At 69.2% G+C, this 25,588-nt stretch carries 23 protein-coding genes and 1 tRNA gene; 21 read left to right on the top strand and 3 right to left on the bottom strand.

What is annotated here, in order from left to right:
- Positions 1–20: 20 nt before the first annotated feature.
- From rsmA to KOI35_RS05605, 5 genes are all read left to right on the top strand, one after another.
- The gene (gene rsmA, locus KOI35_RS05625) at positions 21–908 is read left to right on the top strand and encodes a 16S rRNA (adenine(1518)-N(6)/adenine(1519)-N(6))-dimethyltransferase RsmA (protein WP_215784971.1); all 888 of its coding nucleotides are present in this window, start codon (positions 21–23) and stop codon (positions 906–908) included.
- A complete protein-coding gene (locus KOI35_RS05620; protein WP_215784970.1) occupies positions 905–1,480 on the top strand; it encodes a Uma2 family endonuclease in 576 nt (191 codons plus the stop codon). The genes rsmA and KOI35_RS05620 overlap by 4 nt, the downstream gene beginning before the upstream one ends.
- Positions 1,477–2,424 carry a 4-(cytidine 5'-diphospho)-2-C-methyl-D-erythritol kinase gene (locus KOI35_RS05615; RefSeq protein ID WP_215784969.1) on the top strand — a complete coding sequence of 316 codons (948 nt, stop codon included), beginning with the start codon at positions 1,477–1,479 and terminating at the stop codon, positions 2,422–2,424. Before KOI35_RS05620 ends, KOI35_RS05615 begins: the two co-directional genes overlap by 4 nt.
- A gap of 7 nt (positions 2,425–2,431) precedes the next feature.
- A complete protein-coding gene (locus KOI35_RS05610; protein WP_215784968.1) occupies positions 2,432–4,228 on the top strand; it encodes an ABC-F family ATP-binding cassette domain-containing protein in 1,797 nt (598 codons plus the stop codon).
- 79 nt (positions 4,229–4,307) lie between these two features.
- Positions 4,308–4,769: a DUF4383 domain-containing protein gene (locus KOI35_RS05605; protein ID WP_215784967.1), complete on the top strand. Its 462-nt coding sequence runs from the start codon at positions 4,308–4,310 to the stop codon at positions 4,767–4,769.
- A gap of 26 nt (positions 4,770–4,795) precedes the next feature.
- On the opposite strand, the gene KOI35_RS05600 is transcribed toward KOI35_RS05605, so the two are convergent.
- Positions 4,796–5,464, bottom strand: coding sequence for a TetR family transcriptional regulator (locus KOI35_RS05600; RefSeq protein ID WP_215784966.1), 669 nt, complete (start codon positions 5,462–5,464; stop codon positions 4,796–4,798).
- A gap of 126 nt (positions 5,465–5,590) precedes the next feature.
- Between KOI35_RS05600 and KOI35_RS05595 the strand changes: the two genes are divergently transcribed.
- The 10 genes from KOI35_RS05595 to cysN all read left to right on the top strand — a co-directional run bounded on the left by KOI35_RS05595 (position 5,591) and on the right by cysN (position 16,118).
- Positions 5,591–6,463 carry a helix-turn-helix domain-containing protein gene (locus tag KOI35_RS05595; protein ID WP_215784965.1) on the top strand — a complete coding sequence of 291 codons (873 nt, stop codon included), beginning with the start codon at positions 5,591–5,593 and terminating at the stop codon, positions 6,461–6,463.
- A gap of 48 nt (positions 6,464–6,511) precedes the next feature.
- Positions 6,512–6,583, top strand: a tRNA-Gln gene (locus KOI35_RS05590).
- Between the two features lie 67 nt (positions 6,584–6,650).
- The gene (gene glmU / locus KOI35_RS05585) at positions 6,651–8,096 is read left to right on the top strand and encodes a bifunctional UDP-N-acetylglucosamine diphosphorylase/glucosamine-1-phosphate N-acetyltransferase GlmU (protein ID WP_215784964.1); all 1,446 of its coding nucleotides are present in this window, start codon (positions 6,651–6,653) and stop codon (positions 8,094–8,096) included.
- A 213-nt stretch (positions 8,097–8,309) separates the two neighbouring features.
- A complete protein-coding gene (locus KOI35_RS05580) occupies positions 8,310–9,290 on the top strand; it encodes a ribose-phosphate diphosphokinase (protein WP_215784963.1) in 981 nt (326 codons plus the stop codon).
- A gap of 326 nt (positions 9,291–9,616) precedes the next feature.
- Positions 9,617–10,246: a 50S ribosomal protein L25/general stress protein Ctc gene (locus KOI35_RS05575; protein ID WP_215784962.1), complete on the top strand. Its 630-nt coding sequence runs from the start codon at positions 9,617–9,619 to the stop codon at positions 10,244–10,246.
- Positions 10,247–10,332: 86 nt separating this feature from the next.
- Entirely contained in the window at positions 10,333–10,920 is a 588-nt protein-coding gene (gene pth, locus KOI35_RS05570; protein WP_215784961.1) for an aminoacyl-tRNA hydrolase, read from the top strand.
- 140 nt (positions 10,921–11,060) lie between these two features.
- Positions 11,061–12,941 carry a sugar transferase gene (locus tag KOI35_RS05565; RefSeq protein ID WP_215784960.1) on the top strand — a complete coding sequence of 627 codons (1,881 nt, stop codon included), beginning with the start codon at positions 11,061–11,063 and terminating at the stop codon, positions 12,939–12,941.
- A gap of 19 nt (positions 12,942–12,960) precedes the next feature.
- Positions 12,961–13,851 (top strand): 3'(2'),5'-bisphosphate nucleotidase CysQ, encoded by an 891-nt coding sequence (locus tag KOI35_RS05560; RefSeq protein ID WP_215784959.1) that lies wholly within the window; start codon positions 12,961–12,963, stop codon positions 13,849–13,851.
- A 57-nt stretch (positions 13,852–13,908) separates the two neighbouring features.
- Complete coding sequence (gene cysD / locus KOI35_RS05555; RefSeq protein ID WP_215784958.1) at positions 13,909–14,820, top strand: sulfate adenylyltransferase subunit CysD; 912 nt, start codon at positions 13,909–13,911, stop codon at positions 14,818–14,820.
- Positions 14,820–16,118, top strand: coding sequence for a sulfate adenylyltransferase subunit CysN (gene cysN, locus KOI35_RS05550; RefSeq protein WP_215784957.1), 1,299 nt, complete (start codon positions 14,820–14,822; stop codon positions 16,116–16,118). Before cysD ends, cysN begins: the two co-directional genes overlap by 1 nt.
- Here cysN and KOI35_RS05545 read toward each other — a convergent pair.
- Positions 16,102–16,974 (bottom strand): ATP-binding protein, encoded by an 873-nt coding sequence (locus tag KOI35_RS05545; protein WP_215784956.1) that lies wholly within the window; start codon positions 16,972–16,974, stop codon positions 16,102–16,104. The genes cysN and KOI35_RS05545 overlap by 17 nt on opposite strands.
- 96 nt (positions 16,975–17,070) lie before the next feature.
- Between KOI35_RS05545 and KOI35_RS05540 the strand changes: the two genes are divergently transcribed.
- Positions 17,071–18,096, top strand: a complete 1,026-nt coding sequence (locus tag KOI35_RS05540) for a LacI family DNA-binding transcriptional regulator (RefSeq protein ID WP_215784955.1) — start codon at positions 17,071–17,073, stop codon at positions 18,094–18,096.
- On the opposite strand, the gene KOI35_RS05535 is transcribed toward KOI35_RS05540, so the two are convergent.
- Positions 18,080–19,225 (bottom strand): PAS domain-containing protein, encoded by a 1,146-nt coding sequence (locus KOI35_RS05535; protein WP_215784954.1) that lies wholly within the window; start codon positions 19,223–19,225, stop codon positions 18,080–18,082. The two genes, KOI35_RS05540 and KOI35_RS05535, sit on opposite strands and share 17 nt — an antisense overlap.
- A gap of 146 nt (positions 19,226–19,371) precedes the next feature.
- On the opposite strand from KOI35_RS05535, the gene arfA reads away from it, so the two are divergent.
- From arfA to KOI35_RS05510, 5 genes are read left to right on the top strand one after another with little or no spacing between them, the layout of a single operon-like run.
- Positions 19,372–20,814: an arabinosylfuranosidase ArfA gene (gene arfA / locus KOI35_RS05530; protein ID WP_215784953.1), complete on the top strand. Its 1,443-nt coding sequence runs from the start codon at positions 19,372–19,374 to the stop codon at positions 20,812–20,814.
- Positions 20,814–22,130, top strand: a complete 1,317-nt coding sequence (locus tag KOI35_RS05525; RefSeq protein ID WP_308120799.1) for an ABC transporter substrate-binding protein — start codon at positions 20,814–20,816, stop codon at positions 22,128–22,130. The genes arfA and KOI35_RS05525 overlap by 1 nt, the downstream gene beginning before the upstream one ends.
- Positions 22,120–23,028, top strand: a complete 909-nt coding sequence (locus tag KOI35_RS05520) for a carbohydrate ABC transporter permease (protein ID WP_215784952.1) — start codon at positions 22,120–22,122, stop codon at positions 23,026–23,028. The genes KOI35_RS05525 and KOI35_RS05520 overlap by 11 nt, the downstream gene beginning before the upstream one ends.
- On the top strand, positions 23,025–23,849 hold the full coding sequence (locus KOI35_RS05515; RefSeq protein ID WP_215784951.1) for a carbohydrate ABC transporter permease: 825 nt from the start codon (positions 23,025–23,027) through the stop codon (positions 23,847–23,849). The genes KOI35_RS05520 and KOI35_RS05515 overlap by 4 nt, the downstream gene beginning before the upstream one ends.
- Positions 23,846–25,558, top strand: a complete 1,713-nt coding sequence (locus tag KOI35_RS05510; RefSeq protein WP_246612613.1) for a glycoside hydrolase family 43 protein — start codon at positions 23,846–23,848, stop codon at positions 25,556–25,558. Before KOI35_RS05515 ends, KOI35_RS05510 begins: the two co-directional genes overlap by 4 nt.
- The last annotated feature ends 30 nt before the right edge of the window (positions 25,559–25,588 follow it).

Genomic DNA, 25,588 nt, shown 5'->3' with positions numbered 1-25,588 from the left:
CCCGACTAGGCTGGGAAATCATGGCTGACGCACTGCTCGGCCCGGCGGAGATCCGGGAACTGGCGACCCGCCTCGGCGTGGCCCCGACCAAGAAGCTCGGCCAGAACTTCCTCCACGACCCCAACACGATCCGCCGCATCGTCGCCGCGGCCGGCCTGCGGCCCGACGACGTCGCGCTCGAGGTCGGCCCGGGGCTCGGTTCGCTCACCCTCGGCCTGGTCGGCGCGGTACGGCACGTACACGCGGTCGAGATCGACCCCCGGCTGGCCGCCGCCCTGCCCGAGACGGTCACGGCGGCCCACCTGAGCGTGCACCGGGCCGACGCCATGCACGTCCGGGGCGCCGACCTCGACCCCGCGCCCACGATGCTGGTGGCCAACCTGCCCTACAACGTGGCCGTGCCCGTGGTGCTGCACCTGCTGGCCGAACTGCCCTCGCTGCGCGGCGGCCTGGTGATGGTGCAGAAAGAGGTGGCCGACCGGCTCGTCGCGGGGCCGGGCTCCAAGGTCTACGGCGTCCCGTCGGTGAAACTGGCCTGGTATGCGGAGGCCCGCTCGGCCGGCAAGGTGCCCCCGGCCGTGTTCTGGCCGGTGCCCAATGTGGACTCGGGGCTGGTCGCCTTCACCCGCCGTACCCCTCCGGGTGATATTGATCGATCGGCCGTCTTCGCTGTCGTCGACGCCGCCTTCGCCCAGCGCCGCAAGACCCTGCGGGCGGCGCTCGCCGGGTGGGCCGGTGGCGCCGACCGGGCCGAGAAGGTGCTGGTCGCGGCCGGGGTCAGCCCGCAGGCGCGCGGGGAGTCACTGACCGTGGAGCAGTTCGTGGCGATCGCGGGCGCGGCCACAGTGTCGCCCCCCGGCGGTAAGCTCACCCCGTCCGACGCGCAGCCCGAGGAGGTGGACTCATGACCGCGGAAGCAACTGGTCATGTCATGTGGTCGCCCGACCCGATCCGGCAACGCCTCGCCGTGCACACCCTCGAGGACGTCCTCGCCCTCCCCGACGACGCTCCCCGCGTCGAGCTTCGCGACGGAGTCATGATCGTGGTTCCCTCCCCCACCTACGACCATCAGGACATTGCGGGCCTGCTCTGGTACTGGCTACGACGGCACGCGCCCGAGGGGCTTCGCGCCAGCATGGCGACCGGTGTCGCGCTGTCACTCGACACCACCTTCGAACCGGACGTGCTGCTGGTCGACGCCGCACTCGAGGGCAACCGCCACTACGCCCTGGCCAGAAGCGTCGTTCTCGCTGTCGAAGTGGTGTCGCCGGGCACCCGGAAGCGCGACCGCCTGGAGAAACCGGCCGAATACGCCGCGGCCGGCATCCGGCACTATTGGCGTGTCGAGCAGAACCCTCTGCACGTGTACGCGTACGACCTCGTCGACGGCCGCTATGAGCTGGTCGCCGACTCGGCCGAGCAACTGGTTCTCTCGGCGCCGTTCCCGCTCGAGCTCCCGATCCGGGACATCACTCCGTGACCGAAGCCTGGGGACCGGACGACGACGAGCCGCGCCGGCATCACGGACCGGTCAAGGTGCGGGTGCCCGCCAAGATCAACCTGCATCTCGGGGTGGGTCCGCTGCGGTCCGACGGATTTCACGAGCTGAACACCGTCTATCACGCGATCAGCCTGTTCGACGAGCTCACCGCCCGGCCCGGTGACACCCTCACGCTGACCATGGAGGGCGAGGGCACCGGCTCGCTCGCCCTCGACGAGACCAACCTGATCATGCGGGCGGCCAAGGCGCTCGCGGCCCGTGCCCGCGTGCCCGCCTACGCCCGGCTCCACCTGCGCAAGACCGTCCCACTGGCGGCCGGCCTGGCCGGGGGCAGCGCCGACGCCGCGGCCACCCTGGTCGCCTGCGACCTGCTCTGGGGCACCGGCATGACCCGCGAGGAACTGGCCGAGATCGGCGCCGGGCTCGGCTCCGACGTGCCGTTCCTGCTGCACGGCGGCACCGCCCTGGGCACCGGCCACGGCGAGGCGATCAGCCCCATCCTGGCCCGCCCCACCACCTGGCACTGGGTGGTCGCGGTGGCCGAGGGCGGCCTGTCCACCCCCGAGGTCTACCGCAAACTCGACGAGCTGCGCGCCGGCGCCGAACCGCCCAAGGCCCTGGGCGACCCCGACGAGCTGATGGCCGCCCTGCGCCAGCGCAACCCCGAGGTGCTCGGGGCCGCGCTCGGCAACGACCTGCAGCCCGCCGCCCTGGCCCTGCGGCCCGAGCTGGCCGACGTGCTCAAGGCCGGCAACGAGGCGGGCGCGGTCACCGGGCTCGTCTCCGGCTCCGGGCCCACCTGTGTGTTCCTGGCCACCGACGCCGCCCACGCGGGCCGGGTCGCGGCCGAGCTCAACGCGGCCGGGGTGTGCCGCGAGGCGGTCACCGCGCGGGGCCCGATGCCCGGCGCGCGGGTAACCTAGAGCCATCGTGGCGAACATCATCAACCTGGACCGGGTGAGCAAGGGCTACGGCGCCGCCGGCCAGCTGCTCACCGACGTTTCTCTCGGGCTCGACGACGATGCCCGGCTCGGCATCGTCGGCCTCAACGGGGCCGGCAAATCGACCCTGCTGCGGCTGCTCGCCAAGAGCGAGGAGCCCGACTCCGGCCGGGTCACCCACCGCCGTGACCTGCGCGTCGCCACCCTGCCGCAGACGCTCGACCTGGCCGCCGAGGCGACCGTGCGCGACGTCGTGCTCGGCACCGCCTGGCTGGCCCAGAGCATGGGCGCCGAGCACGAATGGGCCGGCGACGCCGGGGTGCGCGCCATCCTCGACGGCCTCGGCATGGGCTATCTCGGCCTCGAGACGCCCGTCGGACCGATGTCCGGGGGCGAGCGCCGCCGGGTCGCGCTGGCCGCCCTGCTCGTCCGCGAGAGCGACCTGCTGATCCTCGACGAGCCCACCAACCACCTCGACGTGGCCGGTGTCGACTGGCTGGCCCGCCACCTGCTCACCCGCCGCGGCGCCCTCGCCGTCGTCACCCACGACCGCTGGTTCCTCGACGCCGTCTGCACGGCGACCTGGGAGGTCGTCGACGAGCAGGTGCACACCTACGAGGGCGGCTACGCGGCCTGGATCCTCAGCCGGGCCGAACGCCAGCGGGTCGCCGCCGTCGTCGAGGCCCGCCGGCAGAATCTGCTCCGCAAAGAGATCGCCTGGCTGCGCCGCGGCCCGCCCGCCCGCACCTCCAAGCCCCAGTTCCGCATCGACGCCGCCAACGCGCTGATCGCCGACGTCCCACCCGCCCGCGACCAGGTCAGCCTGCAGCGGCTGGCCACCTCGCGTCTGGGCAAGCAGGTCTACGACCTGGAAAACGTCACGCTCAAGGCCGGGCCCAAGACCATCCTCGACGGGCTCACCTGGCAGGTCGGGCCGGGCGACCGGTTCGCCATCCTGGGCGCCAACGGGGCCGGCAAGACCACCCTGCTGCGCCTGCTGGCCGGCGTCACCACCAGCCCCGACGGCGGCCGCCTGGTGACCGGCTCGACCGTCCGGGCCGCGTTCCTCAGCCAGGAACTCAAGGAGCTGCCCGGCGACCTGCGCCTGCTCGAGGCCGTGGAAGAGGTCGCCAAGCGGGTCAAGCTGGGCGACCGGGAACTCTCCGCGGGCCAGCTGGCCGAGGTTTTCGGCTTCACCGACAAGCGCATCTGGACCCCGGTCAGCGATCTCTCCGGAGGCGAGCGGCGCCGGCTGCAGCTGCTGCGCCTGCTCGCCGGCGAGCCCAATGTGCTGCTGCTCGACGAGCCCACCAACGACCTCGACACCGACACCCTGGCCGCCCTGGAAGACCTGCTCGACTCCTGGCCGGGCACCATGATCGTCGCCAGCCACGACCGCTACCTGGTCGAACGGGTCACCGACACGGCCTACGGCATGTTCGGCGACGGCCGCCTCGTGCACCTGCCCGGCGGCGTCGACGAATACCTCGCCCGCACCGCGTCGCGCACGATGCCCGGCGTTTCCGCGCCTGACGGCGTACGGGAAACCGCGGTTGGTCTTTCCGCCGGAGATCTGCGGCAGGCCAAGAAAGACCTGGCCCGGCTCGAACGGCAACTGGCCAAGCTCGAAGAGCGCATCGTCAAGATCAACGAGAAGCTGGCCGACCACGGCAGCGACTACGACAAGATCATGGAACTGGACGCACAGCTCAAAGCCACCCAGAACGAACGCGCCGAAGTCGAAGAAGCCTGGCTCGAACTGGCCGAACAGGTGCCCGGAAACTGATCCGGGGGGTGTGCCTGCGCCGCTTGACCGGGATACGCGAGAATCGGCGAGTACAGCAACCGACCTTGGAGACGGACACATGGCGCACACGCCGGTCAACCACCCGCTGCGGCCTCTCTACCGCGCGCTCAGCTTCGTCGCCGGCGCCTACCTGGTCGTCTTCGGCATCGTCGGCCTGATCCAGACCTCCGGCGAAAGCTTCACCGGTATCACCGGCGTCCGGGTGCTCGGCCAGGAGACCAACCTGCTCTGGTCGATCATCGCCCTCGCCGTCGGCGTGATCGTGCTCGCCACCAGCGCCATGGGCCGCAACCTCGACACCGAAGCCGACAAATACCTCGGCTGGGCCCTGCTCGTGGCCGGCAGCTACGAACTCGCCACCAACCGCACCGACGCCAACCTGTTCGGCTTCAGCATGTCCACCGTCGTGGTCACCTACCTCGTCGGCCTCATCCTGATCACCGCCAGCCTCTACCTCAAGACCGCCCCCACCGGGCAGGCCGGCGCCCCGCGCCAGGTGCGCGAAGGCCGCCCCGCCTGATCGCTGGGCACACCCCGCCGGCGCCGCTACCGGATCTTCCGGGTCAGCAGCGCCGGCTTCGCCTCCAGATGTGACAGGCCGTTCCACGCCAGATTCACCAGATGGGCGGCCACCATCTCCTTCTTCGGCTTCCGCGCCTCCCGCCACCACTGGCCCACCAGCGCGACCATGCCCACCAGAGCCTGCGAATAGAGCTCGGCGAACTTCGGATCCAGCCCCCGCGACTTGAACTCGGCCCCCAGAATGTGCTCCACCTGGTGCGCCACGTCGTTCATGACACTCGAAAAGGTGCCGGCCGGAGACAACACCGGAGACTCCCGCGCCAGCACCCGGAAACCGTGCGGCTCCTCCTCGATGTAATCCAGCAGAGCCAGAGCCGCCTGCTCGAGCAGCTCCCGCGGATGACCCGCCGTCAGAGCCGCCGCGATCCGGTCCAGCAGAGCCCGCACCTCCCGGTCGACCACGACCGCGTACAGGCCCTCCTTGCCGCCGAAATGCTCGTAGACGACCGGCTTGGACACCTTGGCCCGGGCCGCCACCTCTTCCACGCTGGTGGCGTCGTAGCCCCGCTCGGCGAACAACTGACGGCCGATCGCGATCAGCTGCTCGCGGCGCTGAGCGGCCGACATCCGCACCCTCGTGGTGGGCGGGCGGGAACGCCGCTGCTTGCCGTCGGTGTCGCCAGAATCGGTCACCGGACAATCCTGCCAGGTCCGTCCGGAAGCCAGCAGCCCGCGATGAATGCCGGAAATCGGCGGTGTGGCGGCATCTGCGCATCTACATATCTACCGGACGTCATCAGGTCGTCCTAATGTAGGTACATGACAACAAGCGAGAACGTAGAGGATCCGCGGCGTGCGGAGGCGCGGCGGCTCCGTATCGATCCAGGTCTGTCCAGGTCGCAGCTCATGCAGCGGTTCGGGGTAGGCAACGGCACGCTCAGCGAGTGGCTCAGCGGCATCAATCCGCCGGAGTGGACGCGCCGGCCCAACGCCAAAGACGACCTCAAGGAGAGGGCGATCGAGCTCCGGCTCGAGGGTGCCACGGTTCCGGCGATTGCCTTGGAGGTCGGCGTCTCGAAGTCCACTGCCTACCAGTGGACCAAACATCTGCCGTTGGACCAGACGCCTGAGCAGGCGGCGGAGCGAGAGCGGCGACGGGTCGCACGGATGGACGAGGTGCGATGGGAGCCTCATCGGAAGGAACGCGATGCGGCGCGGGCGGCGACTGGCGAGCGGCTCGAGGCCTGGGTGGGTGACCTGACCGACCGCGAGCTGATCCTGACCGGCGCCGTCGCGTATTGGTGCGAGGGAGCGAAGGAGAAGCCGTGGGGTAAGACCTCGAAGGGCCTGCAGTACATCAACAGTGATCCCGGCCTGATTCTGCTCTTCCTGAGATATGTCGAGCTGCTCGGCGTGGAGCGCGGGAAGTTGACGTATCGATTGAGCATTCACGAGACCGCGGACATCCCGGCTGCTACTCGTTGGTGGGCCGACGTTGTGGGCGTGCCGGTCGAAGACTTTCGCCGGGCAACCCTCAAGAAGCACAACCCATCCACCGTCCGATTGAACGTCGGTGACTCCTATCGGGGTTGCCTGATGGTCTACGTGCCCAAATCCAGCAGGCTCTACTGGGAGGTCGAGGCAGTCATGGGTGGGATCGTGGCCGGGGCAAGCCGACGTCGGCTGGGATAGTAGATTCTGGCCGTGGCCGGCAGGCGCTAGTCTGGCCATCGAGCACAATCGGCTGTGGTGTAATTGGCAACACCGGGAACTTTGACTTCTCTATTTCAGGTTCGAGTCCTGACAGCCGAGCAATCTTGTGGTATGGGCGAGCGGTTGGGTTGGCGCCGCGTCGGCACTGCTAGCAATGGAGTTGCGCGTGAGTCAGGCCCCTCTTCGTACCGTTGTCGTTCTTGCCGCCGGGGAGGGCAAGCGGATGAAGTCCGCTACGCCCAAGGTGCTGCACCCGCTGCTCGGCCGCACCCTGCTCGGTCACGTGCTGACCGCGTCGTCGGCCGCCGGGGCCGGGCAGACGATCGTGGTCGTGGGGCACAAGGCCGACCTGGTCGAGGCGCACCTGTCCGAGGTCGCGCCTGGTGTCACTCCGGTTCTGCAGGCGCAGCAGAACGGCACCGGTCACGCCGTGCGGATCGCTCTCGAGGCGGCTCCGGAGGCGACCGGCACTGTCGTGGTGCTGAACGGTGATGTGCCGTTGTTGCGGGCCGAGACGGTGGCGAGCCTGATCGAGGCGCACGAGTCGGGCGCGCGTGGGGCGACCGTGCTGGCGGCCGAGGTCGGCGACCCGACCGGCCTGGGCCGGATCGTGCGGGACGCGTCCGGTGGGCTGGAGCGGATCGTCGAGGAGCGGGACGCGTCGGCTGAGGTGCGGGCGATCCGGGAGATCAACGCCGGCATCTACGCGTTCGACCTGGCGTCGTTGCGGGAGGCCCTGTCGAAGTTGTCGACCGACAACGACCAGGGCGAGGAGTATCTGACCGACGTTTTCGGGATCATGGCTTCGGTCGGGCACCCGGTCGGTGTCTTTGTCGCGCCGGATGCCGACGAGACGCTGGGCTGCAATGACCGGGCCGAGCTGGCGAGTCTGCGGGCGTTGCTGCGTGACCGGGTGAATCAGGCGTGGATGCGGTCGGGTGTCTCGATCCTCGATCCGGCCACCACCTGGATCGATGTGACCGTCGCGTTGGAGCCGGATGTCGAGATCGACCAGAATTCGCAGTTGCTGGGGGCGACGTCGGTGGCCGCGGGCGCGATCATCGGGCCGGACTCGACGCTGATCGACACCACGGTGGGTGCGGGCGCGGTGGTTCTGCGCACGCATTCGATCGGGGCCGAGGTCGGGCCGGAGGCGACGGTGGGGCCGTTCTCGTTCCTGCGGCCGGGCACCCGGCTGGGCCGTAAGGCGAAGGTCGGCGGTTTCGTCGAGACGAAGAACGCCGAGCTGGGTGACGGCGCGAAGGTGCCGCATCTGTCGTACGTGGGTGATGCCACGATCGGCGCGAAGGCCAACATCGGGGCGGGCACGATTTTCGCCAACTACGACGGGGTGAACAAGAGTCACACGACCGTGGGTGAGGCCGCGTTCGTGGGTTCCGACACCGTCTTGATCGCGCCGGTCGAGATCGAGCCGGGTGCATATGTGGCGGCCGGCAGCGCCATTCAGAAGGGCGTGCCGGCGGGCAGCCTGGGGGTGACGCGGGCGCCGCAGCGCAATGTCGAGGGCTGGGTGGCACGGAAGCGGCCGGGCACGGTGTCGGCCGCGGCGGCCGAGCGGGCGCTGGCCGAGAAGGATGCTGCCGCCGAGTGACGCGGGAAGTGGTTAGCTGGAGGTTGCGGTAGGGCTACTGCCGGGTATCCGACAGCTTTGCCGTTGTGTTCCTGATGGTGTCTGAGCTGGCGGGTCTTGGTGGGGTGAGGCATGCCACCCGGGGCCGTCGGAACGTGGCGGCGGAGTGGCCGCGGGGGATACTTCACTCCGGTCACATCCCCACCCCCTCGATCCAACGGGAGTAGCGAGCCGATGGGCAGCATCGTCGCGGAGAACCGCAAGTCTCTGATGCTTTTCTCCGGGCGGGGTTTCCCCGAGCTGGCGGAGGAGATCGGCCAGGTGCTCGGTGTGGCACCGACCCCGGCGGATTCATACGAGTTCGCCAACGGTGAGATTTTTGTCCGGTTCAAGGATTCGGTTCGTGGGTCCGACGCTTTCGTCGTGCAGTCGATGACTGAGGGCGTGAACCGGTGGGTCATGGAGACCCTGATCATGATCGACGCGTTGAAGCGGGGTTCGGCCAAGCGGATCACCGTGGTCCTGCCGTTCTATCCGTACGCACGGCAGGACAAGAAGCACCGGGGTCGTGAGCCGATCTCGGCGCGGCTGGTGGCCGACCTGTTGAAGACCGCGGGTGCGAACCGGATTTTGACGGTCGACCTGCACACCGCCCAGATCCAGGGTTTCTTCGACGGCCCGGTCGATCACCTGTTCGCGATGGACATCCTGGCCGAGCACGTGCAGAAGAAGTACGCGGGCCGGCCGATGACCGTGGTGGCGCCGGATTCGGGCCGGGTGCGGGTGGCCGAGCGGTGGACCGACCGGCTGGGTGGCTGCCCGCTGGCGTTCATCCACAAGACCCGTGACCCGTTGAAGCCGAATCAGGTGGTGGCCAACCGGGTGGTCGGTGAGGTCGAGGGCCGGGTGTGCCTGATCGTCGACGACATGATCGACACGGGCGGGACGATCACGAAGGCGGCCGACATCCTGTGGGATGAGGGCGCGGCTGATGTGATCGTGGCGTCGACGCACGCGTTGTTGTCCGATCCGGCGACCGAGCGGTTGAAGAACAGCCGGATCAGCGAACTGGTGGTGACGAACACGTTGCCGCTGCCGCCCGAGAAGCGGCTCGACAAGATCACGGTGTTGTCGATCGCGCCGCTGCTGGCGCGGGCGATCCGTGAGGTCTTCGACGACGGTTCGGTGACGACCCTGTTCGGCGGTTTGAGTTAAAAGCAGAGCCTGCAACTTGCATCCGACCGGGTGAAGTTTGCGCAGACTGCCTGAGCGGGGCGGACCCGCTGAGGCGTGCGTGCACGTAGCAGGTAAGCTAGTGCGGTTGCCACGGCGAGGGTGCCCCGCGGTCTGCTGAGGTTCGCAGCCATTTCGGGGGCACCGTGATCGACGCGGTGCTCCGGGCCTGTGCCCAGCGCGCCCCCTTGCCCGGCAGCGCCGACGACGGCCTCCAGCACCGACGGCGGCCGTTTGCGTTACCCACACTGCCGGACCAGTTCGCCGACCACGTCGCAGCCCGATCCAAGAGTTTCAGGAGTTTCCCCGTGTCCGAGGTAAAGATCAGCGCCGAGCCCCGCACCGAGTTCGGCAAGGGTGGTGCCCGCCGCACGCGCCGGGCCGGTTTGGTGCCCGCCGTGCTTTACGGCCACGGCGAGAAGCCGGTGCACATCGCGCTGCCGGCCCGTGAGTTCGCGGCCGCGATCCGGCACGGTGGGATCAACACCGTGTTCACCATCGACATCGCTGGTGCCTCGGGCGCCACGCTGGCCCTGCCCAAGGCGATCCAGCGTGACCCGATCAAGGACACCTACGAGCACATCGACCTGATCATCGTCAAGCGTGGCGAGAAGGTCCAGGTCGACGTCCCGGTGACGCTGACCGGTGAGGCCGCCCGCAACACCCTGGTCGTCAACGAGTCGACCACCCTGGCCGTGGTTGCCGAGGCCATGCACCTGCCGTCCGGTTTCGAGGTGTCCATCGAGGGCCTCGAGGCGGGTTCGCAGGTCACCGCGGCCGACGTGACGCTGCCGAACGGTGTCGACCTGGCCGTCGAGCCCGAGTTCGTGCTGGCGATCATCTCGCAGGCGCAGACCGCCGAGCAGCTCGAGGGTGACAGCGGCGAGGCCGCCGAGGCGACCGAGGGCGAGTCGCAAGAGGCTCCCGCCGCGGAGTAAGGCCGTAGGACGCCGGGTCGGCGTACGAGCAGTGACTGGGGAAAGTGCCGGACGGCACTTTCCCCAGACGCATGTAAGGAGTTGTTGTGGTCGACGATTCGACGTGGCTGGTGGTCGGGCTCGGCAATCCGGGCCGGGAGTACGCCGGGAACCGGCACAACGTGGGGTTCATGGTGGCCGACCTGCTGGCGTCGCGGGTGGGCGCGAAGTTCGGCCGGTCGAAGCGTGCGCACGCCGAGGTGGCCGAGGGCAGGCTTGGCTTCGGTGGGCCGAAGCTGGTGCTGATCAAGCCGCTGACCTTCATGAACCTGTCCGGCGCGCCTGTGGTGTCGCTCGCACAGTTCTTCAAAGTGCCGGTGGCGAACGTGATTGCCGTGCACGATGAGTTGGATGTGCCGTACGGGCAGGTGCGGGCCAAGCGTGGCGGTGGTGAGGGTGGCCACAACGGGTTGCGGTCCATGTCGAAGTCGTTGGCGAGCAAGGAGTACGCGCGGGTGCGGTTCGGGATCGGCCGTCCGCCGGGCCGGCAGGATCCGGCCGACTACGTGCTTTCCGACTTCTCCGGTGCGGAGCGCAAGGAGCTGGAGTTTCTCGTCGACCGGGCGGCTGATGTGGTCGAGGCGGTCGTGCTCGAGGGCGTGGAGTGGGCGCAGAACAAATACCACGGCGGTTGATCTCACGAGGTCGAAACCGATAGATCGTTTGGGCGGTTTTGTCCGCCTAACGGCCCCGTGTCGCCTTCGACCGTCCGACCGTTGGTCACACGTATGCACCGGTTCGGTGCGAATTGACCGGCGGGTGGGGGAGGTTCGGGATGCGGCGGGATCTGTCCTCCACGGAGGCGGTGCTCTCGCAGCCGACAGTGTTGCTGCCGGCGGTGCGACCCGTGCGCACGGTGCGTACGCACGACAGCGAGGAGTCGGGGACGCGGACGGTGTGCCCGCCGGAGGGCTACGGCTGGGCCAATCACCCGCCGGCCAACTTCGGCCCGCTGCGCACCCGGATCCCGGCCCCCAACGTTCCGCAGAGCCCGCCGCCGGCGGGAGCGGCGACGACCCGGCCGCTGAACCCGCCGCTGAACCCGCCGCCGGCGGGTGCGACGGCCCGGCCGCGTCCGAAGAGCGCCGGCAAGCCGGACAACGCCCCGCCCCGGGCGGCCCAGGGTGGACCGGCCCGTAACAAGGCGATCGACCGGCACTGGTCGGACCGTCCCAGCAAGTCGGCCGCAGCCCGGCCCCTGACCCGCCCATTCGTCCGGGTCAGGGGCCGGCATGCGGCCATGTCGCGCCGGCAGCGCTGGGAGCGCAGCTATGTGCGGTCGCTGGTGCTGTGCGACCTGACCGCGGCGACGGCCTCCGGCGCGGTCACCTTCGGGCTGCGATTCGGCGACGAGGTGACCAGCTACAACCTCGCGTACATGATTCTTTCGGCGTTGTTGCCGGTGCTCATGCTGGCCGTCCTCGCGGTCTCCCGGGCGTACGAGCGAAGGTATTTGTTCGTCGGCACCGACGAGTATCAGCGGGTGCTGCGCGGCGGGGTAGGCCTGATCGCGGGCGTGGCGCTGGTCTCGTACGGGCTCGGTCTGGATCTGGCCCGGGGTTATGTGCTGGCCGCGCTGCCGGCCGCGATCGTCTCGTCCGTGGTGCTGCGGTTCGCGCTGCGCAAGCGGCTGCATCTGACGCGGGCCCGGGGCGAGAGCATGCGCCGGGTCATCCTGGTCGGGCACGAGCTGTCGGTCATCGGCATGAGCCGGCAGCTGAAGCGGGAGCGCTATCACGGGCTCGAGGTGGTCGGCGCGTGTCTGCCGCCGGGCCACGACGGGGTGGGTGTGGGCGGGCCGCAGGGTCTGACCGTGTACGGCACGTTCGACGATGTCGCCGGTGCGGTCGAGCAGGCCGACGCCGACACCGTGGTGGTGCTCAGCTGTCCGGAACTCGACGGCGCGGCCGTGCGGCGGCTGGCCTGGCGGCTCGAGCGCGACGAGGTCGACCTGGTGGTGGCGAGTGCGCTGGTCGATGTGGCCGGTGCCCGGACGACGATCCGGCCGTTCGACGGATTGCCGATGCTGCACGTCGAGCACCCGCGTCTGCACGGCGGATCGAGGCTGGTCAAGGAGGCGTTCGACCGGCTCGGGGCGGTCGCCCTTCTGCTGATCTTCGGGCCGCTGCTGCTGACCGTCGCACTGGGGGTGCGATGCACGTCACGGGGGCCGGTACTCTTTCGTCAGGTGCGGGTCGGTCGGGACGGCCGATTGTTTCGCATCTTCAAGTTCCGCAGCATGTATGTGGATGCCGAGGCGCGGCTCGCCGAGCTGAGGCATCTCAACGAGCACGACGGTGTGCTCTTCAAGATGCGTGACGATCCGCGGGTGACCCGGATCGGGCGATATCTGCGCCGTTTCTCGGTGGACGAGCTGCCGCAGCTTCTGAACGTGTTGCTGGGGCAGATGTCGCTGGTCGGGCCGCGGCCGCCGTTGCCTTCCGAGGTGGCGGCGTACGCCGACGACGTGCGGCGCCGGCTCGCCGTCAAGCCGGGCATGACCGGGCTGTGGCAGGTATCTGGACGTTCCGACCTACCGTGGGAGGAAGCGGTCCGGTTGGACCTGCGCTATGTGGAGAACTGGACCCTCAGTTTGGATCTGGTCATCCTGTTGCGCACCATGACCGCAGTGGTGCGGTCGTCGGGAGCGTACTGAACTTGGGGAGACGAACAGCATGGGCGAGCGGACAGAGACGTCGGCGCGCGTAACCTCCCAGCGGGAGAGCAGTGACGGCGGTGTCCCGCCGGTGAACGACGCGGCCTTCGCCCGATGGCTGGCCGACCGCGCCGGGCAGATCCTGCTGCAGGTGCGGGACGAGACGGGCTTCGCCGACGGCAAGGCTCTCAAGGCCGCGGGCGACAAGGCGGCGCACCACCTGATGCGGGCCGAGCTGGCCCGCTGGCGCCCGGCCGACGCGGTGCTCTCCGAGGAAGACGATCACGCCCGCGACGCGTGGCGTGAGGGCGAGCATTCCACCGTACGGCCCGAGCGTCTGGGCGCCTCCCGGGTGTGGATCATCGATCCGCTCGACGGCACCCGCGAGTTCTCCGAGGAGGGCCGCTCCGACTGGGCCGTGCACGTCGCCCTGTGGACGGCCGACTGTTCGAGCCCGGCCTGCCTGTCCGCGGGCGCGGTCGCGATGCCGGCCCAGCACCGGACGATCGCCACCGATCACGCTCCGGCGTACCCGCCGCTGCCGTTGAACGCCGCCACCGGCGGCCCGATCCGGATCGCGGCCAGCCGGACCCGCCCGCCGGCCTTCGTCACCGCCCTGGCCGAGGAGATCGGGGCCGAGCTGGTGCCGATGGGGTCGGCCGGGGTGAAGATCGCCGCGGTGATCAACGGGGACGCCGACGCCTACGTCCACGCGGGCGGGCAGTACGAGTGGGACTCGGCCGCGCCGGTCGCTGTGGCGTTGGCCACGGGCCTGCACGCTAGCCGAATCGACGGTTCTGAGCTGAAATACAACGAGGCCGACCCTAAGTTGCCGGACCTGGTGGTGTGCCGTAAGGATCTCGCTCCTCGGTTGCTTGCAGCGTTGCAGCGTCACCTTCCGTCAGAATGACGGTTCCCCCTATATGCAACACGGCCGCAAACCCCCGGAGAGGTCTGGAACCCACCGATGAGCCAGACGAAGCCCTACCGCGCCTCGCACCTTGATGCTCTCGAAGCCGAGAGTATCTTCGTCATGCGGGAGGTGATGGCCGAGTTCGAGCGTCCCGTCCTGCTCTTCTCGGGCGGCAAGGACTCGATCGTGATGCTGCGGCTCGCCGAGAAGGCGTTCGCCCCGGCCCGCATCCCGTTCCCGGTCATGCACGTCGACACCGGCCACAACTTCCCCGAGGTCCTCGACTACCGCGATCAGCGGGTCGCCGGCCTGGGGCTCAACCTGGTGGTCGCCAGCGTGCAGGAGGCGATCGACTCGGGCCACGTGCGGGAGTTGCCCGACGGCACCCGCAACCGGATCCAGACCCCGGTGCTGCTGGCCGCCGTCGAGAAGTACCGCTTCGACGCCCTGTTCGGCGGCGCCCGGCGCGACGAGGAGAAGGCGCGCGCCAAGGAGCGCATGTTCAGCTTCCGCGACGAGTTCGGCCAGTGGGACCCGAAGAACCAGCGGCCCGAACTGTGGGCGCTCTACAACGGCCGGCACCACCCGGGCGAGTCGATCCGGGTGTTCCCGCTGTCCAACTGGACCGAGCTCGACGTCTGGCACTACATCGCCAAGGAGCGCATCCCGCTGCCGAGCATCTATTACGCGCACGACCGTGAGGTCGTCGAGCGCGACGGGATGTTCTACGCGGTCAACGAGTTCATCCGGCTGCGTGACGGCGAGACCTCCGAGGTCCGCCGGGTCCGCTACCGCACGGTGGGCGACGCCTCCCAGACCGCGGCGGTGCTCTCCGAGGCCGACACGGTCGAGAAGGTGATCGACGAGGTCGCCGCCACCCGGATCACCGAGCGCGGCGCGACCCGCGGCGACGACAAGGTCAGCGAGGCCGCGATGGAAGACCGCAAGCGAGAGGGTTACTTCTGATGAGTCAGGCCGTCCTGGAGAACGAGGCGGCGCCGTCCGCGCGCATGGACCTGCTGCGGTTCGCCACCGCGGGGAGCGTCGACGACGGCAAGTCGACCCTGATCGGCCGGCTTCTGTACGACACGAAGACGATCTTCGAAGACCAGCTCGAAGCGGTCGAGACGGCCAGCGCGTCGCGCGGCGACGAGTACACGAACCTGGCGCTGCTCACCGACGGCCTGCGGGCCGAGCGCGAGCAGGGCATCACGATCGACGTGGCCTACCGCTACTTCGCGACGCCCAAGCGCAAGTTCATCATCGCCGACACCCCGGGGCACATCCAGTACACCCGGAACATGGTCACCGGGGCGTCGACCGCCGACCTGGCGCTGATCCTGGTCGACGCGCGCAAGGGCCTGGTCGAGCAGTCCCGCCGGCACGCGTTCCTGACGTCGCTGCTGCGGGTGCCGCACCTGGTGCTGTGCATCAACAAGATGGACCTGGTCGACTGGGACAAATCGGTCTACGACAAGATCGCCGACGAGTTCACCTCGTTCGCGGCCAAGCTCGAGATCGGCGACCTGACGATCATCCCGGTGTCCGCGCTCAACGGCGACAACATCGCGTCGCGCAGCGAGAACAGCCCGTGGTACGAGGGCCCGTCGCTGCTGCACCACCTCGAGCACGTGCACATCGCCAGCGACCGCAACCTGGTCGACGTGCGGTTCCCGGTGCAATACGTGATCCGTCCCCAGTCGACCACCGTCACCGACTACCGCGGCTACGCCGGCCAGGTCGCCTCGGGCGTGCTCAAGCCGGGTGACGAGGTGATGGTGCTGCCGTCCGGCATGACCAGCACGATCGCGAGCATCGACACCGCCGACGGTCCGGTCGACGAGGCGTTCCCGCCGATGTCGGTCACGGTGCGGCTCAACGACGAGATCGACATCTCGCGGGGCGACATGATCTGCCGTCCGCACAACGCCCCGGCCGTCGCCCAGGACATCGAGGCGATGGTCTGCTGGATGGACGAGACGGCCCCGCTGCGGGTCGGCGCCAAGTACGCCATCAAGCACACCACCCGCTCGGCCCGCACGGTGGTCCGCGGTCTGCAGTACCGGCTCGACGTCAACACCCTGCACCGCGACGACAAGGCGGGCGAGCTGCAGCTCAACGAGATCGGCCGGGTGCGGCTGCGCACGACCGTGCCGCTGCTGGCCGACGAGTACCGCCGCAACCGCACGACCGGCGGCTTCATCCTGATCGACGAGAGCACCAACCGGACGGTCGGTGCCGGCATGATCATCGAGGCCCAGTAGGCCCCTCGTTACGGACGGTCGACGGCAGCCGCGGAGCTCTGTTCCGCGGCTGCTTCGGTGCCGGGGCGAGAGGTGGTTGCAGGGTCGCCCAGACCACCTTTCCCGTACGGGTGGGAAGCGATCCCCAGGCCACGGCGAGCGCACTGACCACCTGCAGTCCACGACCGCGCTCGTCGAGCGGCTGATCCCGGCGGACCCGGCTCAGTTTGATCACCCGGGGCGGCGCGGCGACGCCGTCGGCCACGCTCAGATGCAGGCCCGCCCCGCGCAGGCTGACCACGACCGTCATCTCGGTGCCCGCGTGCTCGATCGCGTTGTTGACCAGCTCGCTCATCACCGACCGGCTCGGATGCAGCAGCTCGACCCGATCCCAGGCCAGGCAGGCGTCGCTGACCAGATTGCGGGCCAGGCTGGGCGACTCCGGGCCGGCGCCCAGCGTCAGCACGGCCCGTTCGGTCATCGGCAGCCGGCTGGCGATCGCCACCCGGGCCTGCCGCACCTTGGCATAGATCGGCAGGTAGCGCCGGGCGCCGAGACGCTGCATGCGGTCGGCCAGCGGCAGGTCGGGCGGGATGCACAGGGCCAGCTGCACGGACGGCGCCAATGCGGCGGCGTTGCGCTGCGCCGTCATCCAGGTGGTCGCGCTGGCGCCGGCCGGATCGTCGAGCCCGGTGAGGTCGACGATGAGCGCCTCGGGATGCTCGGCCAGGCATTTGGTGAGCCGCTCGGTGGTGCGTTGCCACAGCGCCCGATCCCACCGCCCGCTCACCGTCAGCAGAACGACGGACGCGTCGACATCGCACTCGAGGTGCACCGCGGACTCCTTCAAAGGCAGACACGCTGCGCTCAGAGACATGCGGCCACGGTAATCGCGGTTACAGATCGTTTAGCGCACCCTTAGCTCACGCGGGTGATCGGATTAAAGTACTGCAACGTTGTATAGTCCTTCTCCGTGCCGCCGGGCCTGAAGGATGTCGCCGCGCGGGCCGGTGTCTCCATCAAGACGGTATCCAACGTCGTGAACGGATATGTGCACGTGGCCCCCGCGACACGCGCCCGGGTGCAGGCGGCCATCGACGCACTGGGCTACGTGCCAAACCTCGCCGCCCGGCAGTTGCGCAGCGGCCGGTCCGGGGTGATCGCGCTGGCCGTCCCCGAGCTCCAGTCGCCCTACTTCGCCGAGATCGCCGGGCTGATCGTGCAGGCCGCCGAGCGCCGCTCGTGGACCGTGCTGATCGACCAGACCGACGGCCAGGCCGAACGCGAACGCAACCTGGTCGCGGGCCTGCGCCGGCACGCCATCGACGGCCTGATCTTCAGCCCGCTGGCCCTGGCCGGGGAGGAACTGACCCAGCGCGACGGCACCCCGATGGTGCTGCTCGGCGAGCGGGTCTGGCACGGACCGGCCGACCACGTGGCCATCGACAACACCGCGGCCGCGTCCGACGCCACCCGGCACCTGACCTCGCTCGGCCGGCGCCGGATCGCCGCGATCGGGGTGCAGGACAGGGCGTCGGCGGTGACCGCCCACCAGCGTCTGGCCGGCTATCGCGCCGCCGTGGCGTCGGCCGGCCTGCGGACCGACCCGGCGCTCGAGATGCCGGTCGAGGGCTTCCACCGGGCCGACGGCGCCGCGGCGATGGCCCGGCTGCTCGACGCGGCCGAACCGCCGGACGCGGTGTTCTGCTTCAACGATCTGCTCGCCCTGGGTGCGCTGCGCACGCTGCTGTCGCGCGGGGTGCGGGTGCCGGAGGACGTCGCGGTGATCGGCTTCGACGACATCGAGGACGGGCGGTTCTCGACGCCGACGCTGAGCACGGTGGCGCCGGACGCACCACGCATCGCCCAGCTCGCCGTCGACCTGCTGGCCGAGCGCCTGGGCGACGGGCCGGCCGCGGCGGGCGCGCCGCGCGAGCTACGCGTGGATCACCGGCTGATCGTGCGGGAGAGCACGACGGGAGCTACACCGCGACCTTGAGCTGCTGTTCCAGCCGCACCTGGGCGGTGACGTCATAGGCATACTTGATCACCTTCACCGGGCGCCCGGAGAGGTCCAGGATCGGGTTGTAGCTGGACTGGATCCACACGTCCCGGCCGTCCTTGCCGAGCCGGTGGAAGCGGCCGGAGCGGAACTCGCCGTTGCGTAGATCCGCCCAGAGATCCCGATACTCCTCGGACCGGGCGTACTCGTCGGTGCAGAACATCGAATGATGCCGGCCGACGATCTCGTCCAGCGTGTATCCGACCGTGTTGAGGAAGTTCTCGTTGGCCGTACGGATCCGGCCGTCCAGATCGAACTCGATCACCGCCTGCGAGCGGTCGATCGCGGCCAGCCGCCCGGCGAACTCGACATTGCGCAGCTTCTCGGCCGTCACGTCGTTGGCGAACTTGACCACCTTGATCGGCTTTCCGTCGGGGTCGAGGATCGGGTTGTACGTCGCCCTGATCCACACGTCCCGGCCGTCCTTGGCGATGCGCCGGTACTCGGCGGAGTGGAACTCGCCCCGGCCGAGCTTCTCCCAGAAGGCCCGGTATTCCGGCCGGGCGGCCTCGTCGGCGTCGACGAAGATCCGGTGGTGCCGGCCGCGGATCTCGTCCAGGCGGTAGCCCATCAGGTCGAGGAAGTTGTCGTTCGCGTCCAGGACGTGGCCCTCGAGGTCGAACTCGATCACCGCCTGGGACCGGGAGATCGCCTGGATCTTGCCGGCCGCGTCGGCCGCGGCCCGTTTGCCCGCGGTCACGTCGAGGGCGTGCTCGATCACCTTGACCACCGCACCGGCGCGGTTCTTCACCGGCACCCAGCTGGAGCGGATCCACCGGTCGCGGCCGCCCTGCCAGAGCAGCCGGAACTCACCAGTGAGGTTGCTGCCGGCCCGCAACTGCTCCCACAGTTCGGTGTACTCGGCCGACCCGGCCACCTCGGGGGAGACGAAGGAACGGTGGTCGGTGCCGGCGATCGCGGCCGGATCGACGCCCACCAGCTCGGCGAAGGCGTCGTTGGCCCGCAGGAGCCGGCCCTCGGGGTCGTACTCGGCCGTGGCCGACCCTCGCTCGTACGCCTCGACCTGGCTCTTGAGCTCGGCCAGGAGATCTTCGGTGCTCGACAAGGCTGTGTCCTCCCGCTCGCACGAACCGTCTCTGGTGCTGATCGGTTGCGGGGCGGGGAACCTGAGACCCACTCATTTCGGCGATGTTTCGAGAACCTGACGGTGATCTCTTTACAACGTTGAATCCAACGTTGTAAAAACTTGGCATGGCAGTGGCGCACCTCACTCTCGACCCGGCCTTCGTGGTCGGTCCCGTCGACCGGCGGCTCTTCGGCTCGTTCGTCGAGCACATGGGCCGCTGTGTCTACACCGGCATCTTCGAACCGGGTCACCCGTCCGCCGACGACGACGGCCTGCGGCAGGACGTGCTCGAGCTCGTCCGCGAGCTGGGCGTCAGCACGGTCCGCTACCCGGGCGGCAACTTCGTCTCCAACTACCGCTGGGAGGACGGGGTCGGCCCGCGCGGCGACCGCCCCCGCCGGCTCGACCTGGCCTGGCGCAGCCTGGAGAGCAACGCGTTCGGGCTCAACGAGTTCATGCGCTGGTCGTCGCTGGCCGGGGTCGAGCCGATGATGGCGGTCAACCTCGGCACCCGGGGCATCGAAGCCGCGGCCGAGCTGGTCGAGTACTGCAACCTGGCCGACGGCACCGCGGCGGCCGACCTGCGCCGCAAGCACGGCGTCGCGCAGCCCCACGACGTACGGCTGTGGTGCCTGGGCAACGAGATGGACGGCCCGTGGCAGATCGGCAGCCTGACCGCCGACGAGTACGGGCGGCTGGCGGCCCGCGCCGGCCAGGCCATGCGCCGCGTCGACCCGAGCATCGAACTGGTCGCCTGCGGCAGCTCCAACTCGGACATGCCGACCTTCGCGGCGTGGGAGGCCACCGTCCTGGAGCACGCGTACGACCAGGTCGACTACATCTCGCTGCACACCTACTACGACCCCGAGAAACACGACGAGGCCAGTTTCCGGGCGTCGGCGGTCGACCTCGACGGGTTCATCGACGACGTGGTGGCCACGGCTGACCACGTACGGGCGAAACTGCGCCGGACCAAGCGGATCAAGCTCTCGCTCGACGAGTGGAACGTCTGGTACCAGTCCCGGTTCACCGAGCCCGAGGACCGGCCGATCGAGGACACCCCGGCCCTGATCGAGGACGACTACAACGACACCGACGCGATGGTGGTCGGCAACCTGTTGATCAGCATGCTGCGGCACGCCGACCGGCTCACCGTCGGCTGCCAGGCCCAGCTGGTCAACGTGATCGCGCCGATCCGCACCGAGGCCGGCGGGCGGGCCTGGCGGCAGACCATCTTCCACCCGTTCGCGCACACCGCCCGGTTGGCCCGCGGCACCGTGCTGCGGCCCGCGCTGACCGGCCCCGCGATGACCACCGGCCGGTTCGGCGACGTGCCCGCGGTCGACGCCGTCGCCACCCACGACGAGGAGTCGGGAGCGCTCACCGTCTTCGTCGTCAACCGCGGCACCGAGCCGGTGCCGCTCACCGTCGACCTGCGGGCCTTCCCGCGGCACCGGATCCGGCAGCACCTGACGCTCGGCTCGGAGCAGCCGGCGGCAAACGGAAACGAGATCGTCCTCCCGCCCGTCTCCTGGCACGCCCTGTGCCTGCATCCCGAGGAGTCATAGTGAACCTGACACGACGAGGTCTGATAGGCGCCGGCGGCGTCATGCTCCTGGCCGCGTGCAGCGACGGCGGCCCCAACGAGAAGGTCACCGGCGGTGGCCAGAACGCCGCGCCGGCCGCCACCGAATACACCGGCCCGAACGTCGCGCTCGCCTTCTGGAACGGCTTCACCGGCGGCGACGGCCCGTTCATGAAGAAGCTGGTCGACCAGTTCAACACCGAGCACCCGAACATCAAGGTGTCGATGAACACCTATCAGTGGGCCGACTACTACCAGAAGGTGCCGGCCGCGGTGGCCACCGGTAACGGCCCCGACGTCGGCATCATGCACGTCGACCACGTCGCCACCAACGCCGCCCGCGGCGTCATCCTGCCGCTGGAGGACCTGTCCAAGGCGCTCAACCTGACCGCCGACGACTTCTCGCCGCCGGTGTGGAACGCGGGCATCTACAACAACACCCGCTACGCGATCCCGCTCGACGTGCACCCGCTCGGCTTCTTCTACAACAAGGCCGTGATGGAGAAGGCCGGGCTCGATCCGGACAAGCCGCCGACGAACAACGACGAGTACCAGGCGGCGCTCGAGGCGATGAAGGGCAAGGGGATCCAGGGCGACTGGGTCACCCCGTTCGAGTTCACCGGCAGCATGCAGTTCCAGTCGCTGCTCTGGCAGTTCGGCGGCCAGTTGTTCGACGACGGCGCGACCAAGGCGATGTTCGCCGAGCAGGCCGGCGTGCAGGCCCTGACCTGGATGACCGACCACGTCAAGAACGGTTACAGCCCCAAGAACGTGGCCCAGGACGCCGACATCATCGCGCTGCGCAACGGCAAGAACGCGTTCAACTGGAACGGCATCTGGACCATCAACACGCTCAAGGAGGACAAGAACCTCCAATGGGGAGTGTCCGCACTGCCCCAGATCGGCACCCAGAAGGCGGCCTGGGCCGGCTCGCACAACTTCGTGCAGTTCAAGCAGAAGACCAAGGACGACAACAAGCTGACCGCGGGCAAGGTCTTCATCAACTGGATCAGTCAGCACTCGATCGAATGGGCCCGCGGTGGTCAGGTGCCGGCCCGCAAGGAGATCCGCGACAGCGCCGACTTCAAGGCCCTGCCGGAGCAGTCGGCCATCGGCACGCAGATCGACTACCTGCACTTCCTGCCGCCCAAGCCCGGCATCGCCGACGTCATGGCGACCGTCGTGACCTCGATCAACGAGGCCGTCCTGGGACGCAAGGACCCGGCCAAGGCGCTCAGCGACGGCGCCGCCAAGGCCGATCAGCTCCTGGAGCAGAACGCCAAGAAATATGGCAGCTGAGACCGCCACCAGGGTGCGCCGTCACGGGCCGCTCACTCCCTATCTTTTCCTTCTCCCGTACGCGGTGGTCTTCGCCACGTTCGTGATCGCGCCCGCCGCGTACGGGATCTGGATCAGCCTGCACGATTGGGACTACCTGCTGCCCGGCAAGCCGTTCGTGGGGCTGGACAACTATTCGGCCCTCTTCGACTCGAACTCGGCGGTCTACAGCTTCTTCTGGGAGAGCATGTCGGCGACCGGCATCTTCACGGTGCTCAGCGTGCCGTTGCTGCTGACCGTCCCGCTCGCCCTGGCGTTGCTGCTCAACCGCCGGTTCCGGGGACGCACCCTGTTCCGCGCGATCTACTTCGCCCCGTACGTGCTCGGGGTCGCGGTGATCGGCGTGCTCTGGCGTTTCCTGCTCGACCCCAACCTGGGCGTGGTCAACGCGATCCTGGGCGCGGTCGGGCTGCCCGGCGACACCCCGTGGACGACCGCGCTGCCGTGGGGCTGGGTCACGCTGGTCGGCGTCACCGTGTGGTGGACGCTCGGCTTCAACGCGGTGATCTACCTGGCCGGGCTGCAGGACATCCCGCGCGAGCTGTACGAAGCGGCGCGCATCGACGGCGCCGGGCGGTGGGCCGAGTTCCGGCACGTGACCCTGCCCGGTCTGCGACCGGTGCTGCTGTTCGTCACCGTCAACACGATCCTGGTGTCGGCCAACATGTTCGGCCAGTCCTACCTGATCACGCAGGGCGCGCCGGGCACCGAGACCCGGACGGCGATCATGTACATCGCCCAGACCGGCCTGGCCGACTTCAAGATGGGCAGCGCCGCCGCCATGAGCTACCTGCTCACGGCCGGCCTGCTGGTGATCAGCCTGCTCGTGTTCCGCCTGTTCCGGGAGAAGGACGCATGAGCCGTGTCAAGCCCGTCGCCTGGTACACCGTCCTGATCGGACTCAGCCTGATCTTCATCGCGCCGCTGGTGTGGATGCTGCTGACCGCGTTCAAGACCCCCGGCGAGGCGACCCGGGTGCCGCCCACGGTGTTCCCGCAAGAGCCGACCGCGGGCGCCTTCGACACCCTGCTCGGCAACTCGCAGACGCCGGTGCTGCGCTGGTTCCTCAACAGCGTGCTGGCCGCCACCGGCCAGGCGATCCTGGTGCTGGCGGTCGCCTCGATGGCCGCGTACGCCCTGGCCCGCCTCGAGTTCCGCGGCAAACGCGTCATCTTCGCGATGATCATCGGCACGCTGTTCATCCCCGGCTTCGTGCTGATCATCCCGAACTTCCTGATCGTCGACCGGTTCGGCATGCTCGACACGCTGTGGGCGCTGATCATCCCCGGGGCGGCCGGCGCGTTCGGCGTGTTCTTCCTGCGGCAGTTCTTCCTGAGCCTGCCGCGCGAACTGGAAGAGGCGGCCGTGCTCGAGGGCGCCAACGCCTGGCAGATCTTCACCCGGGTCGTGCTGCCGCTGTCCAAGCCGGCCCTGGCCACCCTGGCCGTGATCAGCTTCCTGACCAACTGGAACGACTTCATCTGGCCGGTCTACGTGCTGTTCAGCCCGTCCCAGTTCACCCTGCCGCCGGGCCTGGCCATCCTGCAGGGCGCCTACACGATCAACTACCCGGTCATCATGGCCGGCGCGCTGGTCGCCAGCATCCCGGTGCTGATCCTGTTCATGGTCGCCCAGCGTTACGTGATCGAGGGCGTCTCCCGATCCGGCCTGAAGGGATGACCATGCGACGGACCTCGGTGACGATGCTCAGGCGTTCGGCCGCCGTGTTTGCCGCGGCAATCACCACCATCGGCTGGAGCATGGCACCGGCCACGGCTGGGATTACGGCTTCGCGTAACCCGGTCTCGGCCGGGTTTGCCGACACGTTCGCCGACCCGGTCATCGTCCGCGGCGACGACGGGCTCTATTACGCGTACGGCACGTCCGACCCGCTGCGCGAGGGCGAGAAGGTCACGCACCGCATCCCGATGGCCCGCTCGTCCGACCTCCAGCGCTGGACCTATGTGGGAGATGCGTTCAAGACCCTTCCCCCGTACGCGTCCACGAGCGCGTCGCTGTGGGCCCCGGACGTCCGGCGGATCGGCAGCCGATGGGTTCTCTACGCGACGGTGACCGAGACGTCGGCCGGGGCGGGCGCGTCGGCGATCGGCGTGGCGACCGCGCCCACCCCGACCGGGCCGTGGACCTGGGCGCCCGAGCCGGCCGTGCCCCCGCGTGCGGCGCCGGGCGGGGGCTGGTGGTGGACGTTCGACCCGGCCCAGCTGACCACCCCGGACGGGCGCAAGTACCTCTACTACGGCAGCTACTTCGGCGGCATCTGGGTCAGCGAGCTCACCGCCGACGGTCTGCGCGTCACCGGGCCGGCCACGCGGGTCGCGATCGACAACAAGTTCGAGGGCGCGTACGTCGTACGGCGGGAAGGGTTTTATTACCTCTTCGCGTCGTCGGCCAACTGTTGTGCCGGTCCGACGACCGGATACTCCGTGTCGGTGGGGCGGTCGCGCAGTCCGCTCGGCCCGTTCACCGACCGTGACGGGTTGCGGCTCGACGTGTCGCGGGCCGGGGGTACGCCGGTGATCGCGCCGAACGGGAACCGCTGGGTCGGCACCGGCCACAACGGACTGGTCACCGATCGCCGTGGCCAGGACTGGTTCGTCTACCACGCGATCGACCGCGACGATCCGTTCCTGGACGAGCCGTACGGGATCAACGAGCGCCCGATGCTGATCGACCGCCTCGACTGGCTCAACGGCTGGCCGACGGTGAACGGGGGAGCGTGGGCTTCCGACGGGCATGATCGGCCGCCGCCCACGCCGGTTCCGGGCCGGCTGCTCGTGTCGGACGAATTCGCTGATCTCGGTCCGACATGGGAGTTCGTAAGGCCGGACCCGGCGGTGACCGTCAGTGGGGGAGCGCTGCGGTGGCCGGTGCAGGGCGCCGACCTCACCGGCAGCGGGAACGACGCCGGTGTGCTGCTGCGGAAGCCGCCGGAGGGGAGCTGGATCGCCGAGACCAGGGTGGCGTTGCCGCTCGGCGAGGACACCGTGCGCAACTACCAGCAGGCCGGGCTGATCGCCTACGCCGATGACGATCTCTTCGCGCGGCTCAGTGCGGTGGCGATCTGGAACACGCGGCAGGTCGAGTTCGGCAAGGAGATGCCGTACGCCGGGAAACTGTCGTACGGCGGCACTATCGTCGGCGCACCTGGGGAAACGGTGACGTGGCTGCGGCTGGCCCATCACGTCGACCCGGTCAACGGGGAGCACGAATATCGGCCGGGGGTGAGCCGCGACGGCAAGCACTGGACCTGGGGTGGAGTGTGGACACTCCCCGCCGGCACGAGCCCGCGCATCGGCCTGATCGCCCACGGCGGCGCCTCGCCCGCAGTGACCGCGTCGTTCGACTACCTGCGGTTCTACAAGTGGTGAGGCGGGCTGGTCACGCGGCGCGTCCGACAG

Origin of the sequence: Paractinoplanes bogorensis, from assembly GCF_018829635.1 — a bacterium.
GTDB lineage: Bacteria > Actinomycetota > Actinomycetes > Mycobacteriales > Micromonosporaceae > Actinoplanes > Actinoplanes bogorensis.
Note: the sequence above shows the minus strand (reverse complement) of the source record. Positions and strands in the feature narration are given on the sequence as shown.

Excerpts from the sequence above, each read along its gene's own strand:
- rsmA (WP_215784971.1), top strand. The coding sequence starts at position 21 with ATGGCTGACGCACTGCTCGGCCCGGCGGAGATCCGGGAACTGGCGACC.
- KOI35_RS05620 (WP_215784970.1), top strand. The coding sequence starts at position 905 with ATGACCGCGGAAGCAACTGGTCATGTCATGTGGTCGCCCGACCCGATC.
- KOI35_RS05605 (WP_215784967.1), top strand. The coding sequence starts at position 4,308 with ATGGCGCACACGCCGGTCAACCACCCGCTGCGGCCTCTCTACCGCGCG.
- KOI35_RS05595 (WP_215784965.1), top strand. The coding sequence starts at position 5,591 with ATGACAACAAGCGAGAACGTAGAGGATCCGCGGCGTGCGGAGGCGCGG.
- KOI35_RS05580 (WP_215784963.1), top strand. The coding sequence starts at position 8,310 with ATGGGCAGCATCGTCGCGGAGAACCGCAAGTCTCTGATGCTTTTCTCC.
- KOI35_RS05565 (WP_215784960.1), top strand. The coding sequence starts at position 11,061 with ATGCGGCGGGATCTGTCCTCCACGGAGGCGGTGCTCTCGCAGCCGACA.
- KOI35_RS05560 (WP_215784959.1), top strand. The coding sequence starts at position 12,961 with ATGGGCGAGCGGACAGAGACGTCGGCGCGCGTAACCTCCCAGCGGGAG.
- cysD (WP_215784958.1), top strand. The coding sequence starts at position 13,909 with ATGAGCCAGACGAAGCCCTACCGCGCCTCGCACCTTGATGCTCTCGAA.
- cysN (WP_215784957.1), top strand. The coding sequence starts at position 14,820 with ATGAGTCAGGCCGTCCTGGAGAACGAGGCGGCGCCGTCCGCGCGCATG.
- KOI35_RS05545 (WP_215784956.1), bottom strand. The coding sequence starts at position 16,974 with ATGTCTCTGAGCGCAGCGTGTCTGCCTTTGAAGGAGTCCGCGGTGCAC.
- arfA (WP_215784953.1), top strand. The coding sequence starts at position 19,372 with ATGGCAGTGGCGCACCTCACTCTCGACCCGGCCTTCGTGGTCGGTCCC.
- KOI35_RS05520 (WP_215784952.1), top strand. The coding sequence starts at position 22,120 with ATGGCAGCTGAGACCGCCACCAGGGTGCGCCGTCACGGGCCGCTCACT.
- KOI35_RS05515 (WP_215784951.1), top strand. The coding sequence starts at position 23,025 with ATGAGCCGTGTCAAGCCCGTCGCCTGGTACACCGTCCTGATCGGACTC.
- KOI35_RS05510 (WP_246612613.1), top strand. The coding sequence starts at position 23,846 with ATGACCATGCGACGGACCTCGGTGACGATGCTCAGGCGTTCGGCCGCC.